This window comes from Nocardia sp. NPDC049190 (assembly GCF_040648115.1).
GTDB lineage: Bacteria > Actinomycetota > Actinomycetes > Mycobacteriales > Mycobacteriaceae > Nocardia.
This window is the reverse complement of sequence record NZ_JBEZDE010000008.1, coordinates 102333-122520: the sequence shown is the minus strand read 5'-3', so window position 1 is coordinate 122520 and position 20188 is coordinate 102333. Positions and strand designations below refer to the sequence as shown.

1 protein-coding gene is annotated in these 20188 nt (G+C 67.2%); it reads left to right on the top strand.

The window, feature by feature from the left end; genetic code table 11:
• Positions 1-75: 75 nt before the first annotated feature.
• On the top strand, positions 76-20082 hold the full coding sequence (locus AB0B25_RS09925; protein WP_357176851.1) for a non-ribosomal peptide synthase/polyketide synthase: 20007 nt from the start codon (positions 76-78) through the stop codon (positions 20080-20082).
• The last annotated feature ends 106 nt before the right edge of the window (positions 20083-20188 follow it).

Here is a 20188-nt window from a genome sequence, read left to right as displayed (position 1 = left end):
AACCAGATAGTTAGGGAATTCATTGGTTCGGGTGGCCGACAAACTGTACATCGTGACCGGCGTCGGGGAACGTGCATGACACGCCCGGCACGTGTGCGGCCCACCCGGACTCGGCGGCCGCGGGTCACCACCTTGCCGCAGTTGCTGGCGATGGTGGTGGAGACGAATCCGGACGGCGTCGCGGTCGTGGAACCGGCGCGGCGACCCGACGGCGTCGTCGAGGGCGGGTCGGCGGTGCGAATGAGCTATGCCGAGCTGGATGCCCGCTCGACAAGGTTGGCCCGGGTGTTGATCGGTCGTGGCATCGGCCCCGACGATTTGATCGCGGTGGGTATGCCGCACTCGCTCGCGTCCGTGGTGGCGATGTGGGCGGTCGCCAAGACCGGTGCGGGGTTCGTGCCGGTTGATCCTGGCGATGCGCCGGACTTGATCGCGCGGATCATCTCCGATCCCAGCGTGGTGTTCGGGTTGACCGTCGCCGCGGTGCGCGATCAGCTGCCTGGACCGGTGGAGTGGTCGGTCGTCGACACGCCGGAGTTCGAGCGTGTGCTCCAGGAGCAACCGGCCGATGCGGTGACCCATATCGATCGGGTGCGCGCGTTGCAGCCCGAGCATCCGGCATACGTGATTTATCCGCGGAGTTCGACCGGGCAGCCGGAGCGGACGGTGGTCGCGCAGGCCGGATTGGCCGGTTTCGGTGCCGAGCAGCGGGAGCGTTATCAGCTGACCGCGCAAGCGCGCACTCTGCACTTCGTCGCACCGTCCTCCGATCAGTCGGTGCTCGAGTTGATGCTGGCCATCAGCAGTGCGGCGACGATTGTGTCGGCTACCGGGCTCGGCGGCGCGCGGTGGGCGGCATTGTTGCGCCAGGAGCATGTGACGCATGTATTCGCCGCCCCCGCCGCACTGGCCGCGCTGGATCCGGCCGGATTGGATGAACTGCGCGTTGTTGTCGCGATCGGCGAGGCGAGCCCGCCGGCTCTGGTGCGGCGTTGGGCGCAACCGATCGCGGGAGGTCTGACCCGTCAATTCCTCGGCGGTCCGGAGCCGGTCGAGGCCGCTGCGACTACGGTGGTCGACCTGTTCGACGCCCAGGTGTCGGCGACCCCGGAGGCGATCGCGGTGGTCGACCGGTCGGTCGCCGGTGGGGAGTCGCTGAGCTACGCCGAACTCGGCGCCCGGGTACATCGGCTCGCGCGGCGGTTGATCGCCGCGGGTGTCGGTCCGGAAACCCTGGTCGCGCTGGGTATCCGGCGTTCGGTGGATTTGGTGGTCGCCGCATACGCGGTGCAGGCGGCGGGCGCCGGATATGTTCCGCTCGACCTCGATCAGCCGGTGGAGCGTATCCGGTACGTGCTCGAATCGGCGGCGCCGGTGTGTGTACTGACCAGATCGGGCGACGATTTCGACGGTGCGGGGGCGACCACGCTGTCGCTGGACGAGCTGGAGTTGTCCGCTTATTCCGGCGAGCCGGTGGTCGATCGGGAGCGGATCGCTCCCTTGCGTCCGGCGCATCCGGCCTATGTGATTTTCACCTCGGGTTCGACCGGTCGCCCGAAGGGCGTCGCGGTCGCGCATGCCGCGGTGGTCAACCAGATTCGTTGGATCACCGCTGAGTACCGCATCGGCGCCGATGACGTGGTGTTGTTCAAGACGCCGGCGACCTTCGATGTGTCGGTGTGGGAGTTGTTCGGTCCGCTGACCACCGGTGGTCGGATCGTGGTGGCCAGCCAGGACGGGCATCGCGATCCGCGGTATCTGGCCGAAGTGATCGCGGCCGAGCGCGTCACCATGACCTCGTTCGTGCCGTCGATGTTGACCGTTTTCGCGAACAGTGCCGATGCGGCGGGGGCTGCAGGGGCGGTGGGACTCGGCTCGCTGCGAGCGCTGCTCGTCGCGGGCGAGGCGTTCACCTCCGACACCGTTCAGGCGATCCGTCGGGTGAGTTCGGCGGCACTGTACAACCTGTACGGGCCGACGGAATTCACCGTCCACGCCACGCATGCTCCGGTCGCCGACGACGTAGCGGGTGCGGTCCCGATCGGCCTTCCGGTGCGTAATGCGCAGGCGTACGTGCTCGATTCGCGCCTGCATCCGGTGCCTTCGGGTGTCGCGGGAGAGTTGTACCTGGCGGGCGTGCAGTTGGCGCGCGGCTATTTCGGTCGCGCCGATCTGACCGCGGATCGGTTCGTCGCCAACCCGTTCGGTGCGCCGGGCAGCCGGATGTACCGCACCGGTGACCTGGTCTCCGGTGACGCGACCGGTTCGCTCACCTTTCTCGGCCGCACCGACTTCCAGGTCAAGCTGCGCGGTCTGCGCATCGAGTTGGGCGAGATCGAATCGGCATTGTCGGCGCACGATTCGGTAGCGCAGTCCGTCGCGATGATCAGGTCCGGCGGACACCTGGGCGATCAGCTGGTCGCTTATGTCGTCGGTGCGCAGCGGCCGGACAACGCCGACGCCGAACAGTTGTCGGTGGCACAGTTGCGGGAGCACCTCGCGGCGCGGCTGCCGTCGTACATGGTGCCCGCGGCGATCGTGGTGCTGTCGGCTTTGCCGCTGAACGCGAACGGCAAGCTGGATCGCCGCGCGTTGCCCGAACCGGTTGTCCAGGAACGGGAATTCCGCGCACCGTCCACTTCGCTCGAGCAGCTCGTGGCGACCACCTTCGCCGAAGTGCTCGGTCTGGGTGCGGACCGCCCGGTGGGCGCGGACGACGATTTCTTCGACCTGGGCGGTAATTCACTGGTCGCCACCCAGGTGATCGCTCGGCTCGGCGCGGCACTCGACACGCGAATGCCGGCTCGGGTGATCTTCGATGCGTCGACGGTCGCCGTGCTCGCGGCGCGGCTGGAATCGCTGCAGGGCGGAGGCGGACGTCGCGCGCTGGCGCCGGTGCCGCGCCCGGAGCGAGGCGGCGAGACGCCGCCGATTCCGTTGTCGTTGGCGCAGCAGCGGATGTGGTTCCTCAATCAGTTCGACCCGGTGTCGGCGGCGAACAATATTCCGTTCGCCGTCCGGCTGTCCGGGGCATTGGACGTGGCGGCCTTGCAGGCGGCGGTCGCCGATCTGATCGGTCGGCACGAGACGTTGCGCACGGTGTATCCCGCGTCGGACGGCGTCGGTTATCAGGAGATCCTGCCTGTCGAGCAGGCGGTTTCCACGCTGACGCCACAGCCGGTGGCCGAGGCGGATCTCGCGGACTGGCTGCTCGAAGCCACGTCCGCCGGTTTCGATGTGGCCGCGCAGGTCCCGCTACGAATCGCCCTCGGCGACATCGGGCGGGGCGTGGAGTCCACGGATCATCCTGACCACACCGAGCATGTCCTTGTTGTCGTGATCCACCACATCGCCGCCGACGGCGCGTCCGTCGCGCCGATGATCCGGGACCTGATGACCGCGTATCTGGCCAGGGTCGCCGGCGCCGCACCGAGTTGGGCGCCCTTGCCGGTGCAATACGCGGATTACACCGTGTGGCAGCGCGCGGTCCTCGGTGCCGAGTCCGATCCCGAATCGCTGGCTGCCACCCAGATCGACTACTGGCGTACGGCGTTGGATGGCATCCCGGATCGGCTGGAGTTGCCCGCGGATCGGCCCCGACCGCCGGTCGCTTCCGGTCGGGGTGCGGCGTTCTCCTTCGAGATTCCGGCGCGAACGCATGCGGAGCTGACCGAGCTGGCCCACCGCACCGGCGTTTCCTTGTTCATGGTCGTGCACGCCGCGTTCGCGGTACTGCTCGGCCGGTTGTCGAGTACCGACGATGTCGTCATCGGCACGCCGGTCGCCGGCCGTGGCGAGCGTGAACTCGACGATCTGATCGGCATGTTCGTCAACACGCTGGCCCTGCGGACCCGAATCGACCTCGGCGCCTCGTTCACCGAGTTGCTCGCGGCCACCAAGGAAACGGATCTGGCGGCGTTCTCGCACAACGAGTTGCCGTTCGAGCGGCTGGTGGAAGTGCTCGACCCGGTTCGGTCGCAAGCCCATCACCCGTTGTTCCAGGTCGCGCTGTTCTTCCAGAACCTGGACTCCCCGCGACTGGAATTGCCCGGCCTTTCCATGTCCGCTGTCGAATTCGGTGGCGTGGTCGCCAAATTCGATCTACAGCTGACCGTGGTTCCGCCTCGGGCCGAGGATATCGCGGCCGGATTGTCGGCGATGTTCACCTATGCCACCGACCTGTTCGATGAATCATCGATCGCGCAGTTCGCCAGGCGGTTGGAGCGTCTGCTCGCTGCTGTGGCGACAGACCCGGGACAGGTCGTCGGCGAGATAGACCTGTTGACGACGGCCGAGCGCGATCGAATTCTGGTCGACTGGAACAACACCCGCCAACCGGTGGCGGCCGAACTGTTGCTCGATGGTTATCGCCGGGCGGTGCTTGCGTATCCGGACGCGGTCGCGGTCGTTTACGAGGGTGTCGAACTTACTTATCGCGAGCTCGATGAGCGCGTCAATCGACTCGCTCGGCTGCTGATTTCGCAGGGTATCGGGGCCGAGTCGTTGGTGGGGTTGGCGATTCGGCGTTCGGTCGATCTGGTTGTCGGCATGTACGCGATCGTGACGGCCGGTGGCGCGTATGTGCCGCTGGATCCGGATCATCCGGATGACCGGATCGCCCATATTCTCGATACGGCACAGCCTGCCTGTGTAGTGACCACGATCGCGGACGCCGTGCCGGTCCCGTCCGGCACAATGCTGCTTCATCTCGACCTGCTGGAGCTGGATTCCTTCGACAGCGCGCCGGTGCGCGCCGAGGAACTGGTGCGCCCGGTACTGCCGCAGCATCCGGCCTATGTCATCTTCACCTCGGGGTCGACCGGCAGGCCCAAGGGTGTGGCGGTTTCGCATGCGGCGATTCACAACCAGATCGAGTGGATGCTGGCCGAATATCCACTCAGTCCGGACGACGTGTATTTGCAGAAGACCGCGACGACATTCGATGTGTCGCTGTGGGGTTTCTTCATGCCGTTGCGCGTCGGGGCGAAATTGGTGGTGGCGACGCCGGATGGTCATCGTGATCCGGCCTATGTCGCGGACGTCATCGCCGCACAGCGGGTGACGGTGACCGATTTCGTGCCGTCCATGTTGACGGTGTTCGCCGCGCATACCGCGGTGGGCGCGTGTCCGAGTCTGGCGCACATCTTCGTGATCGGTGAGGCGTTGCCGCCGGAGACGGTGGCTGCCATCCACGCAGTGTCGGATGCTCGAGTACATAACTTGTACGGACCGACCGAGGCCGCGGTGTCGGTGACCTACTGGCCCGCTCGGGGTGCGGATCGGCGGTCGGTGCCGATCGGGTTGCCGCAGTGGAATACCCAGCTCTTCGTTCTGGACGCACGGCTGCGTCCGGTGCCCGCCGGGGTGGCGGGGGAGCTGTATCTGGCGGGCGATCAGCTCGCCCGCGGGTACGTGCGGCGCCCGGATCTGACCGCGGATCGGTTTGTCGCCAATCCGTTCGACGCCGGTCGGCGAATGTATCGGACCGGTGATCTGGTGATGTGGCATGCGCCGACGGGAGACCTGTCGCATCGGCTCGAATACCTCGGTCGCACTGATTTCCAGGTGAAATTTCGCGGGCAACGCATCGAACTGGGGGAGATCGAAACGGCGTTGCTGGCTCAGCCCTCGGTGAGCCAGGCGGTGGCACTGGTCGCGCCGTCTACGCTGGGTGATCAGCTGGTCGCCTATGCGGTTGCCGCTCCTGGGCAGTCGATCGAGCCGGCGGAATTGCTGGCGAAAATCGGCGCCACGCTTCCGGCCTACATGGTTCCGGCCACGATCGTCGCGCTGGAAGCTCTCCCGTTGAACTCGAGCGGGAAACTCGATCGTCGAGCACTGCCGGCTCCGACGTTCGCCAGCCGCGAATTCCGTGCGCCTGCGACGCCGGTCGAAGAGGTCGTGGCCGGAGTCTTCGGGGACGTGCTGGGACTGGTCCGCGTCGGCGCCGATGATGATTTCTTCGCCCTCGGCGGCAATTCCCTCGTCGCCACGCAGGTGGTCGCGCGGCTGGGCGCCGCGGTGGGCGCGCGGGTTCCGGTGCGGGCGTTGTTCGAGACGCCGACCGTGACCGATCTGGCGACGGCGATCGAGTCGCAGACGCATGGCCGTCGCGGTGTCGAGCTGGGCAGTCTCGTTCGGCCGGAGCGGTTGCCGTTGTCCTTGGCGCAGCGGCGGATGTGGTTCCTCAACCGGTTCGACCAAGTCGAGGATGATGCCGCGGCGGCGTTGGGTTCGGCGGCATATAACCTGCCGTTCGCGCTCCGGCTCACCGGCTCGCTCGATGTCGCGGCACTGGGTGCGGCGCTCGGCGATGTGGTCGCACGGCACGAGGTGCTGCGTACCGTGTACCCGGAAAGCACGGAGGGCCCCGTGCAGGTCGTACTACCGGCCGGACAGGTGGAACTGGATGTCACGCCGGAACGGGTGACCGAGTCCGAGGTTGCCGCGGCGGTGTACGCGCTGGCGTCGACGCCGTTCGATGTGACCTCCGAGGTGCCGGTACGGGTGCGGGTGTGGCAGATCGGCGGCGGCCCCGTCGACGCACCACCCGAGTATGTGCTCGCTGTCGTGGTCCATCACATCGCGGCCGACGCCTCCTCGATGGGGCCGCTGGTACGCGATGTGACCGTGGCCTATGCCGCGCGGACCGCGGGTCATGTCCCGGCGTGGACGCCACTGCCGGTGCAGTACGCCGACTATGCGCTCTGGCAGCGAGCCGCACTCGGCGACGAATCCGATCCCGAGTCCATTGCCGCACAACAGATCGCGTACTGGCGCGAACACCTCGCCGAGTTGCCCGACCTGCTCGAGCTGCCCGCCGACCGGCCCAGACCCGCTGTGGCATCCATGGCCGGCGCTCGGGTCGAAGTGTCGGTGGATGCCGCCACGCACGCCGGCCTCGTGCGACTCGCACGAGCCAATGGGGCCACCCTGTTCATGGTCGTGCATACCGCGCTCGCGGTGCTGCTCGCGCGATTGTCCGGTTCCGACGATATTGCCGTCGGTACACCGGTCGCGGGTCGAGGTGAGCGCGAACTCGATGACCTGATCGGAATGTTCGTCAATACCGTGGTATTCCGCACCCGGTTGTCGGGCGGTGAGTCGTTCACCGATGTGTTGACACGACAACGGGAAACCGATCTGCAGGCGTTCGCGCATGCCGATATTCCCTTCGAGCGGCTGGTGGAGGTGCTCAATCCGCGTCGCTCCACCGCCCATCACCCGCTGTTCCAGGTGGGTTTGTCGTTCCAGAACGTGGCGCGGACCGCGCTGGAGTTGCCCGACTTGGCGATCGCCGGGGTCGAGGCGGATCTGAATGTGTCGCAGTTCGATCTCCATCTGATCGTGACCGACACCTATGACGAGGCCGGCGCCGCGGCGGGGATCGGTGGCTACTTCACCTACGCCACGGACCTTTTCGACGCGGTCACGGTGCGGGGTTTCGCCGAGCAGTTGGCGCGCGTTCTGGCCGCGGTGGTGGCGGATGCGGCAATGCCGGTCGGGGACATCGAGATTCTCGATGCCGCGCAGCGGTTCGACGTGGTGTCGGAGCGGAACGCGACCGACCGGGTGATCGAGCCTGCCGCGCTGCTCGGCAGCGCCACGCTGGTGACATTGTTGGATTCCGCCGTCGCCGCGGCGGCGGACGCGGTCGCGCTGGTGGCCGACCAACCGCACACGGTCGACGGTCGTCGAGAACTGACCTACGCGCAGCTGGACGATCGGGTCAACCGGCTGGCCCGCTACCTGATCGCGGAAGGTGTCGGCCCGGAATCACGGGTGGCGCTGGCGTTGCGCCGGTCGGTGGACCTGGTCGTGGCCATGTACGCGGTGGCGCGGGCCGGTGGCGCCTATGTGCCGGTGGACCCGGATCAGCCCGCCGAGCGGACTGCCTACATTCTCGAGACAGCGGCGCCGGTCTGTCTGTTGACCGACGCCTGGACGGACTTCGCGTCCGACGCGGCGCCGGTGCTGCGAGTGGACGGACCCGAGGTCAGCGAACATCCCGGTTCCGCGATCACCGATGCGGAGCGGTTGGCGCCGCTGCGGCCGGCGAACACGGCGTATGTGATCTTCACGTCGGGATCGACCGGACGCCCCAAGGGCGTGTCGGTCTCCCATGGCGCGATCGTGAACCAGTTGCTGTGGAAGTCGTTCGAGTTCGGTCTCGAGGACGACGACGCGGTGTTGTTGAAGACGGCGGCGACGTTCGACCTGTCGGTGTGGGAGTTCTGGTCGGCGGTGGCATGCCGGGGACGGCTGGTGATCGCGGCGCCCGACGGGCATCGTGATCCGGCGTACCTGAACGAGCTGATGGCCCGCGAATCGGTGACCACACTGCATGCGGTGCCGTCCATGCTCGAAGCGTTGGTCGCCGGCGCGGACAATGACACCCCGCCCTCCGCGCTGCGGCGGGTGTTGGCGATCGGCGAGGCATTGCCCGCCGAGACGGCGAAGCGCTTCCAGATCGCGAATCCGAAGGCCGCGCTGTTCAATCTGTATGGGCCGACCGAGGCGGCGGTGTCCATAACTTGCCATCCGGTGAGCGAGGCCGATCGGCTGTCGGTGCCGATCGGCGCACCAGCATGGAACAGCCGGGTATACGTGCTGGACGCGCGGTTGCATCCGGTGCCCGTCGGCGTCGCCGGCGAGCTGTATCTGGCCGGTACCCAGTTGGCGCGCGGCTATTTGAACCGTGCCGACTTGACGGCGGATCGGTTTGTGGCCAATCCGTTCGAACCGGGAGTGCGCCTGTATCGGACCGGTGACCTCGTGGCGTGGAATCGACACGGCGAGTTGGAGTATCGGGGCCGCACCGACTTCCAGGTGAAGATTCGCGGCTTCCGAATCGAACTCGGCGAGATCGAGGCGGCGCTGCGGTCGCTGTCGGAGGTGGCTCACACCGCGGTGCTCGCCAGATCGAGTCCGCACACCGGTGATCGGTTGGTCGCCTACCTGGTGCCGGTCGGCACAACCGTCGACGTCGCGCAGGTGAAGTCGGCGCTCAGTGCCGGGTTGCCGTCCTACATGGTGCCGGACGCCTTCGTGGTTCTGGATGCGTTGCCGCTCAATGCCAACGGCAAACTGGATCGAAAGGCATTGCCGGATCCGGAATTCACGGCGCAGGTATTCCGTGCGCCGTCGACGCCGATCGAGGAGATCGTCGCCGATGTGTTCGCGGAGGTGCTCGGCGCCGACCGCGTCGGCGCCGATGACGACTTCTTCGCGCTCGGCGGCAATTCGCTGCTGGCGACCCAGGTCGCGGCGCGCGTCGGTAGAGCGTTGGACGCGAAGGTGCCGGTGCGGACGCTGTTCGAGGTGTCCACGGTCGCGGGGCTGGCGCAACGGGTGGAGCAGCACGCGGGAACGGGCGGTCGCCGGGAGTTGGTGGCGGGTCCGCGCCCGGAGCGCATTCCGTTGTCCCTCGCGCAGCAGCGGATGTGGTTCCTCAACCGATTCGATACCCAGTCGGCTGCCTACAACGTGCCGATCGCGGTACGGCTGACCGGGGCGCTCGATATCGCCGCGCTGCAGCAGGCCGTGTCGGATGTCGTGGTCCGGCACGAGATTCTGCGCACCGTCTATCCGGACACCGATGGTGGTCCGGTGCAGGTCATCCTGCCGCCGGGGCAGGCGGTCCCGCGCTTGGACGTGCAGGTTGTGGCGCTGGCGGATGTCGAATCCGCCGTGGTGGCGTTGACGTCGACGATCTTCGATGTGACCAGCGAGGTGCCGGTACGGGCAGCCTTGTTCCGGATCGCCGACGGTACCGCGGATTCCGGCGCGCCGGTGCGATCCATGGAATCCGGCACCGAGGCGTCCACGCTGGTCGCAGCCTCCGTCGGCGCTGCCGCGGCGGCCGAGTACGTACTGGCGATGGTGGTGCATCACATTTCCTGTGATGCCTCGTCGGTCGGCCCTCTGACCCGGGACCTGATGGCGGCATACGCGGCTCGTTCGGCGGGAGCTGCGCCGAATTGGGCGCCGTTGCCGGTGCAGTACGCGGATTACAGCATGTGGCAGCGTGACCTGCTGGGCAGCGAGGACGACCCGGAGTCGCTGGCCGCCAAGCAGATCGGATATTGGCGAACCGCATTGGCGGAGTTGCCGGATCAATTGGATCTGCCGTCGGATCGGGCGCGTCCCGCGGTGCAATCCTTCGCCGGCGGCAAGGTGGAGCTGCGGATCGATGCGGCCACCCATCGGGCGTTGCTCGAGGTGGCGCGCTCGGAGGGTGCGACGCTGTTCATGGTCGTGCACACCGCGCTCGCCGTGCTGTTGTCGCGGTTGTCCGGCACCGACGATATCGCGATCGGGACGCCGATGGCGGGTCGCGGTGAGGCGGTGTTGGACGAGCTGATCGGCATGTTCGTCAACACGCTGGTGTTCCGGACGCAGGTGGACGGACAGGTCGCGTTCAACGATCTGCTCGCCCGGCAGCGCGAGCGGGACGTGGCGGCCTTCGCGAACGCCGATGTGCCGTTCGAGCGGCTCGTGGAGGTTCTCAACCCGGTGCGGTCGACGGCACGGCACCCCTTGTTCCAGGTGGGGTTGTCGTTCCAGAACTTGGCGCGGACGAGCTTGGCGTTGCCGGGAATCACGGTCGCCGGGTTCGATATCGACACCGCGTTGTCACAGTTCGACCTGCACCTGATCGCCACCGACCACTACGGTGAGGCGGGCGAACCCCTCGGCATCAGTGGGATTTTCACCTACGCGACCGACCTGTTCGACCGGGACACGGTAGCGAGCTTCGTCGATCGGTTCGTTCGTTTGCTGAGCGCGATCGTCGCGACTCCGGATGTCGCCGTGGGCGATATCGAATTGCTCGACGCCGTCGAGCGGGCGGAATTGGTTGTCGGGCGTAATGCGACCGATGTCGCTGTGGAGTCCTCGGCGACGTTGGTGTCGCTGCTGGATGCCACCGTCGCCGCGGACCCGAAGTCGGTGGCACTGGTGTGTGACGATCCGACGGGCGCCGGGCGGGTAGAACTGACCTACGGCGCGCTCGATGCGCGAGTGAATCGTCTTGCGCGACATTTGATTTCGTTGGGCGTCGGTCCGGAGTCGCGGGTGGCGCTCGCGCTTCGCCGATCGGTGGACCTGGTGGTCGCCATGTACGCGGTGGCGAAGTCCGGTGGTGCGTATGTGCCGATCGATCCGGATCAGGCGGCGGAGCGGACCGCTTACATTCTCGAGACCGCCGCGCCGGTGTGTGTGCTGACCAACACCGATGCCGGGTTCGGTACGGATGTCGCGCCGGTGGTGCGGATCGATGAGCTCGACTTGGCGGCGGTGGCTACCACTGTCGTCACCGATGGCGATCGTGTGTCGCCGTTGCGGTCGCAGAACACGGCGTACGTGATTTTCACGTCGGGTTCGACGGGGCGCCCGAAGGGTGTCGCGGTGTCGCATGGCGCGATCGCCAACCAATTGCAGTGGAAGAATGTCGAGTTCGGGCTCGATGCCGCGGACGCGGTGTTGTTGAAGACGGCGGCGACGTTCGATTTGTCGGTGTGGGAGTTCTGGTCGGCGGCGGTGTGTGGTGGTCGCTTGGTGATTGCCGCGCCTGACGGTCACCGGGATCCCGCCTACCTCAACGAATTGATGGCCCGTGAGTGGGTCACCACACTGCATGCGGTGCCGTCCATGGTGGACGCACTCTTGACCGCCGGCATGCCGGACTCGTTGTGGCGGGTGCTCGCGATCGGTGAGGCCTTGCCCGGTGTGCTGGCGCAACGGTTGCTGCGTGCGCACTCGCGCACCGAACTGTTCAACCTCTACGGGCCGACCGAGGCGGCGGTGTCGATTACCAGCCATCGTGTCACGCTCGGTGATGCGACGTCGGTGTCGATCGGTGCGCCCGAATGGAACAGCCGGGTCTACGTCCTCGATGGACGGTTACGGCCGGTCCCGGCGGGCGTTTCCGGTGAGCTGTACCTCGCGGGTGCGCAGTTGGCGCGCGGCTACGTCGGTCGGCCGGATCTGACCGCGGATCGGTTCGTGGCCAACCCATTCCAGCTCGGCGCCCGAATGTATCGCACGGGTGACCTGGTGGCCTGGAACGGTGCCGGCGAACTCGAGTATCGGGGCCGTACGGATTTCCAGGTGAAGATTCGTGGTTTCCGTATCGAGTTGGGTGAGATCGAGGCCGCGTTGCTGGCGCTGCCTGACATCGCGCAATCGGTGGTGGTGGCCAAGTCGGATCCGCGGACCGGTGACCGCCTGGTTGCCTATGTGGTGGCTGCCGATGTCGACACGGGCGTCGATGTAGGGGAGGTCAAGTCCGAACTCGGCGCGGGGTTGCCGTCCTATATGGTGCCGTCGGCTTTCGTGGTTCTGGATGCGTTGCCACTCAATGTCAACGGCAAGGTGGATCGGAAGGCGTTGCCGGAGCCGGAATTCGAGGTTCAGGCGTTCCGTGCCCTGTCGACGCCGGTCGAGGAGATCGTCGCCGGCGTATTCGCCGAGGTACTCGGTGTCGAGCGGGTCGGCGCGGATGACGATTTCTTCGCGCTCGGTGGTAATTCGCTCCTGGCGACGCAGGTCGCGGCGCGGATCGGTGCGGCCTTGGACGCGCGTGTTCCGGTGCGGGTGTTGTTCGAGGCGTCGACGGTCGCGGGACTCGCGGTCAAGGTGGAGCAGCATGCTGGGGCCGGTGGCCGTCGCGCTTTGGTGGCGGGTCCGCGTCCGGAGCGGATTCCGTTGTCGTTGGCGCAGCAGCGCATGTGGTTCCTCAACCAGTTCGACACCGCCTCCGCCGTCAACAACATTCCCGTCGCGATTCGGTTGACCGGTGAACTCGATGTCGCCGCGTTGCACGCGGCGGTCACGGATATGGTCGCCCGGCACGAGATCCTGCGCACCATCTACCCGCAGACCCCCGATGGACCGGTGCAACAGATTCTGGAACCAGGCGAGGTCCCGGTCGATCTGACACCTGTGTCGCTGGAGCTGGACCGCGTCGGCACGGAAGTGCAGCGGGCCGTCGCCGCCGGTTTCGACGTCACGGTGGAAGTTCCGTTCCGCACCGATCTGTTCCAACTCGGCGCGACGGAATACGTCCTGGTATTCGTGGCCCACCACATCAGCGCGGACGGCTGGTCGATGCGGCCGCTCGTCCGTGATCTGATGCTGGCCTACGTCGCACGCAGCGGCGGCGCGGCCCCGGCGTGGGCGCCGTTGCCGGTGCAGTACGCCGATTTCAGCGTCTGGCAGCGCGAGGTACTCGGCTCGGAGACCGATCCGCAGAGCCTGATCACCGAGCAGGCGGACTACTGGCGCACCACGCTGGCCGGCCTCCCGGACGAACTCAACCTGCCCGCCGACCGTCCTCGCCCGGTCACGCAGTCGTTCGCCGGCGGCAAGGTCGATTTCGTGATCGACTCGCCGGTGCATGCGGGCTTGGTTCGACTGGCTCGCGAGCAGAACGCGACGATGTTCATGGTCGTGCACGCCGCGCTGGCGCTGTTTCTGGCCCGGATGTCCGGTACCGGCGATATCGCCATCGGGACGCCCGTCGCCGGCCGCGGCGAGGCCGAACTCGACGATGTCATCGGCATGTTCGTCAACACCCTGGTATTGCGCACGCAGGTGCGGGGTGCGGAGGACTTCAGTGCGTTGCTCGCGCGGACCAAAGACGCCGACCTGGGGGCCTTCGCGCACGCCGACATCCCGTTCGAGCGGCTGGTGGAAATCCTCAACCCGGAGCGCTCGACCGCGCGGCATCCGCTGTTCCAGGTGGCGCTCTCGTTCGAGAACCTGCCGCAGACCGGCTTCGAGCTGCCCGGATTACGAGTCGAAGCGGTCGATTTCGATGTCGAGACCGCGAAGTTCGATCTGTTCCTGACCGTCCGGGAGGCGGGCGGCAATGCCGACGGCGCGGGCATGTACGCCGAGTTCTCTTTTGCCCGTGACCTTTTCGACGACGCCACGATGCGGGTTCTCGCCGAGCGGTTCACCCGGCTGCTGGCGGCGATCGCGACTGCGCCGCATCGTCCGGTCGGTGATCTGCCGTTGTTGGCCGACGCCGAACGTACGTCACTCACCCGCGTACACAGTGACCATGTGCTGTCGGCCGGACTGCTGCCGGATCTGCTGACCCGCGGTGCGCGGTCGAGTCCTGGGCATATCGCGGTGCGCGATCGAGGCCGGTCGATCACCTACCGCAAACTCGACGAGTACTCGTCGCGGTTGGCGCGGGTACTGATCGACCGTGGCGTCGGCCCGGAAAAGCTGGTCGCGCTGTCCTTCTCGAGGTCGTACGAGATGGTCGCCGCGGTGTGGGCGGTGGCCAAGGCCGGTGGAGCGTACGTTCCGATCGACCCGGCATATCCAGCGGATCGGTTGCGGCACATGGTGACCGATTCGAAGGCGGTCATCGGACTCACCGGCGCCGAGTACGTCGACCAGTTGCCCGACGAGGTCGCGTGGTTGGTGCTCGACGATCCCGGCACCGATGATCTGCTGGCCGACAAGTCCACCGCGCCGGTCACCGATGCGGACCGGCGCAGGCCGCTGACGGTGCGGCATCCGGCGTATGTGATCTATACGTCGGGATCGACGGGTATGCCGAAGGGCGTCACCGTCACCCACGCGGGGCTGGCCAGCTTGGTCGAGTACGCGACCGAGCTGTACGGCATCCAGGCGCAACACCGGTTCCTGCACGTCTGCTCACCGAGCTTCGACGTGTCGGTGCTGGAATGGTTGTGCACGTTCTATAACGGCGCGACGTTGGTGGTCGTGCCGCCGACTGTGCTCGGCGGCTCGGATCTGGGCGAGCTGCTGCAGGCCGAAGCGGTGACACACGCCGTCATCACGCCGGCGATGCTCGGGACGGTCGCGCCGGACGGTCTGGACGACTTCGAAGTCGTGTCGGTCGCGGGCGATGCGACGACTCCGGAACTGTTGGCCAAATGGCAGCCGGGACGGCGATACGTCAACGGGTACGGGCCGACCGAGGCGACGATCATCGCGTCGTACGCCGCCTTGACCGCGGGGCGGCACATCACTATCGGCAAGCCGGTGCACGGCATGTCGGCGTTGGTGCTGGATACCCGGCTCAATCCGGTGCCGCCCGGCGTCGCAGGAGAGCTGTATCTGGCCGGTGGCGCGCTTGCCCGTGGCTACCAGCACCGCATGGGTCTGACCGCCGAGCGGTTCGTCGCGAACCCGTGGGGTGCGCCGGGAACTCGGATGTACCGGACCGGTGACGTGGTGCGGTGGTACGCCGAACCTGGCGACACGGCGGGCGATCGCGGCCCGGCGCCGCGAGATTGGGAACTGGACTACGTCGGCCGCTCGGACTTCCAAGTGAAGATCCGCGGATTCCGCATCGAGCTGGGCGAGATCGACGCCGTGCTCGGCGGACATGCGGACGTCGAGTTCGCGGTCACACTCGGCCGCGATACGGCCGGTGGAAAAACGCTGGTGTCCTATGTGCTCGCCGCGCCGGGCCGGTCCATCGATACCGCTGACCTCACCGACCATGCCGCGCGGACCCTGCCGCCGCACATGGTGCCCGCCGCGATCGTGGTACTGGATGAGATTCCGCTGACCCCGGTCGGCAAACTCGATCGAAAAGCGCTGCCCGAGCCCGTCTTCGAAAAAGCGGTCTTCCGGGCGCCGACCACGCCGATCGAACAGATCATCGCGGATATTTTCGCCGAGGTGCTCGGGCTCGGCGACCGCAACAGCGCCCGCTACCTCGGCCGCGACGACGATTTCTTCGCGCTCGGCGGGAACTCGCTGCTGGCGACGCAGGTGGCGGCACGGTTGGGCGCCGCGCTGGACTCGCGGGTGCCGGTGCGGTTGTTGTTCGAGGCGGCCACGGTAGCCGGACTGGCAGTGAAGGTCGAACAACAGGCGGGTGCTGGTGAGCAGCGCCGTGCCCTGGTGGCACGGCCCCGGCCAGCGGCGGCGCACCCCGATGCGACGGTGGAGCACATCCCGCTGTCGCTCGCGCAGCAGCGCATGTGGTTCCTCAACCAGTTCGACACCGAATCGGCGGCCTACAACGTGCCGGTCGCGGTTCGCCTGGCCGGTGACCTCGATGTGCCCGCACTGCGCGCCGCCATCGGCGACGTCATCGGCAGGCACGAGATCCTGCGCACCGTCTACCCGCAGACCGACAGTGGTCCGGCACAGGTGATTCTGCCGCCGGCGCAGGCGATTCCGGACCTGATCGTGCGAACGGTCGGTGCGGCCGAGATCGAGACCTCCGTGGTCGAATTGGTCTCGACCATCTTCGACGTCACCACCGAGGTGCCGTTGCGCGTCGCACTCTTCGAGATCGATGCCGCCGGACCCGAGCGCGCCTATGTGTTGGCCATGGCCGTACATCACATCAGTGCCGACGGATGGTCGGTCGGTCCGCTGACGCGCGATCTGATGACCGCGTACGCGGCGCGCTCGACCGGTGCGGCGCCGAACTGGGCGCCGCTGCCGGTGCAGTACGCCGATTTCAGCGTCTGGCAGCGTGAGCTGCTCGGCAGTGAGGACGACGCGGATTCGCTCGCGGCCAAGCAGGTCGCCTACTGGCGGGCGGCGTTGGCGGGGTTGCCGGATCAGCTGGAACTACCGTCGGATCGACCGCGCCCGCCGGTTCAGTCGTTCGCCGGTGGCAAGGTCGATGTGCACATCGACGCGGACACCCACCGAGCGTTGATCGAGCTGGCGCGGGCCGAGGGCGCCACCCTGTTCATGGTGGTGCACACCGCGTTCGCTGTGCTGTTGTCCCGGCTGTCCGGCACCGAGGACATCGCGATCGGCACCCCGATCGCCGGACGCGGTGAGGCCGTCCTGGACGAGCTGATCGGCATGTTCGTCAATACGCTGGTCTTCCGTAGTCGGGTCGATCCCGCGCTGTCGTTCGCGGATCTGCTCGCCCGCCAGCGTGAGACGGACGTGCAGGCCTTCGCGAACGCCGACGTTCCGTTCGAACGACTCGTGGAGGTGCTGAATCCGGTTCGCTCGACCGCACGGCACCCGCTGTTCCAGGTGGGCCTGTCGTTCCAGAACCTGGCCAGAGCCACGCTGGAACTGTCGGGTCTTTCGGTCGAGTCGTTCGGCATCGACACGCAACTCTCGCAGTTCGACCTGCATCTGATTGTGGCCGACGGCTACGACGAGGACGGAAACCCCGCGGGCATCGGTGGATTCATGACCTACGCCACGGACCTGTTCGATCGGCAAACGGCACAGGAATTCATCGATCGGCTGGCGCGGATCATTCGCGCCGTCGTCGCGGATTCCCGGCTGCCGGTCGGTGACCTGCCGTGGCTGGCCGAGACCGAGCTGACCGCGCTGGTGTCGGCGCCCAACGCCACCGATCACCCCGTGCCGGAGTCGGCGACCTTGGTGACGCTCCTCGAGGCATCGGTGGCTGCCACACCCGACGCCATCGCGGTCGCCGCCGACGAGTCGGGGGATGGTGTGGCCACGCTGACCCTGACCTACGCCGAACTGGACCGGCGGGTCAACCGTCTTGCCAGGTACCTGATTTCGCGAGGTATCGGTCCGGAATCGCGGGTCGCGCTGGCAATCGGCCGCTCGGTCGATCTTGTTGTCGCCATGTACGCGGTCGCCAAGGCCGGCGCCGCGTATGTGCCGATCGATCCGGATCATCCGGCCGAGCGGACCGAGTACCTCCTGGCCGGTAGCGCCCCGGCGTGCGTGCTGACGACGAGCCGCGACGGATTCGACGCCACCATCGCGCCCGTCACGGTCGAGGGCGCGCCCTCCGATGTCGTGGACGCGGCGCCGGTCATCCGGGATCGACGGGGTTCGGCGCCCGAAGCGGTGCGTATCGACGAACTCGATCTGTCCGAGTACGGCGACGAGCCGATCAGCGCCGCGGAACGGCGTGGTGAACTCACCGCGGCCAACACCGCGTACGTGATCTTCACCTCGGGCTCGACCGGCCGCCCGAAGGGTGTCGCCATCTCGCACGGTGCGATCGTCAACCAGTTGCTCTGGAAACAGGCCGAGTTCGGGTTGGGACCCGACGATGCGGTGTTGTTGAAGACGGCGGCGACGTTCGACCTGTCGGTCTGGGAGTTCTGGTCGGCCGCGGTGTCCGGCGGACGACTGGTGATCGCGACGCCGGAGGGGCATCGTGATCCGTCGTACCTGAACAGTCTCCTCCGCGACACCGCGGTGACCACCCTGCACACGGTGCCCGCGATGCTCGACGCGTTGCTCATCGACTCGGACGCGCGCTTGCCCGCGTCCTTGCGGCGAGTGCTCGCCATCGGTGAGGCGTTGCCCGCCGCGACGGCACAGCGTTTCCGGTCCGCGAATCCGGAGGTGGCGCTGTACAACCTGTACGGTCCGACCGAGGCGGCGGTGTCCATCACCAGTCATCGAGTGACCGAGACCGATGTGGCCTCGGTACCCATCGGTGCGCCGGAATGGAACAGTCAGGTGTTCGTCTTGGACGCACGATTGCGGCCGGTGCCCGCCGGCGTCTCCGGCGAGCTGTATCTGGCCGGGGCCCAGTTGGCGCGCGGGTACTTCGGTCGGCCGGATCTGTCGGCGGATCGTTTCGTGGCCAACCCGTTCGGGCACGGCACCCGGATGTATCGGACCGGCGACCTGGTGGCGTGGAATGCCGTTCGCGGCGCGGACGCCAGTCTTACCGAACGACCCGAATACCGTGTTCTGGAATATCGAGGCCGTACGGACTTCCAGGTGAAGATTCGCGGATTCCGGATCGAACTCGGTGAGATCGAGGCCGCGCTGCTGCGCCAGGACGAAGTCACGGCCGCCGTGGTTGTCGCTCATACGGATCCGAGCGCGGGGGATCGCCTCGTCGCCTACGTCGTCACCCACGGCGGGATCGACACTCAGCAGCTCGGCGCGGTGCTCGCGACGCAATTGCCGTCGTACATGGTGCCGGCCGCGATCATCGAACTGAGCGCGCTTCCCTTGACGGCGAATGGCAAGCTCGATCGCGCGTCACTGCCGAAGCCCGTGCTCGAGCAGGCACGATTCCGGCCACCGTCCACCCCGCTCGAACAGCGCGTGGCCGGGGTATTCGGCGAGGTCCTCGGCGTCGCGGAGGTAGGTCTCGACGACGACTTCTTCGGTCTCGGTGGTAATTCCCTCATCGCGACGCAGGCGGTCAGCCGGTTGCGTCGCGTGACCGGCGCCGAGGTCCGAGTGCAGTGGTTCTTCACCGATTCCACCGTGGCGGGCCTGAGCGGCCGGATCGAGACGGCGCTGGCGCAGGGCTACGATTTCGGCCCGGATTCCGACGACGGGCTCGGGGTGCTGCTGCCGATCCGGGCCGAAGGGACCGCGGATCCGCTGTTCTGCTTGCATCCGATGTACGGATTGTCGTGGAGCTATGTGGGTCTGGCCCGGTTCCTGCCGCCCGAGCAGCCCATTCTGGGCATTCAGTCGCCTGCCTTGTCGGAGGAAGGCTATCTGCCCGAATCGCTCACCGAGATGGCCCGTCGCTACGTCGCCGAGATTCGAGCGGTGCAGCCCGCCGGACCCTACCGGTTGCTCGGCTGGTCGTTGGGCGGGGTCGTGGCCCATGCGGTGGCGACCGAGCTGCAAGCGGTCGGCGAACAGGTGGCGCTGCTGGCCATGTTGGACAGTTACCCGGATGTGGATGTCTCCGACTTCCGCGGCGCGATCCGCCAGGGCTTGGCCGAGATCGGGATCGGCGCGGACGCGATCGCCGAGGACGGCGACATCCATGAGCTCGGTGACGAGGCGCTGAACTCGTTGCACGCATCGATTCCGCCCGAGTTGGCCGTGCTGACCAAGGAGCGGCTGCGCGGGATCTATCGCAGTGCGGTGCGATCGGTCGAACTGATCGCCGAATACCGTCCCGAGGTGTACCACGGCACACTCGAGTACTTCAGCGCAGGCATCGGCGGCCCTGGGCAGACCGCGGCGGATCTGCGGGCGGCGGCGACCCGATGGCGGCCTTACGTAGCCGGCGAGATCGTCGATCGCCCGATCGAGGCGAACCATCAGCAGATGGCCACCCCCGAGGCGCTCGCCGAGATCGGTCCACAGCTCGCGGGTCTGCTCGAACCGCCGCGGGAGGCGCCACCGGCGGTCTGAATGGTTCCCGGCGAGTTCCCGAGTCGATCGAGATACCGCGCGCGCAGCGCGACGCGTGAGGTACTCGTCGCGATCGGTCGGTGGTCCACCGATGCGCCCGGTTCGA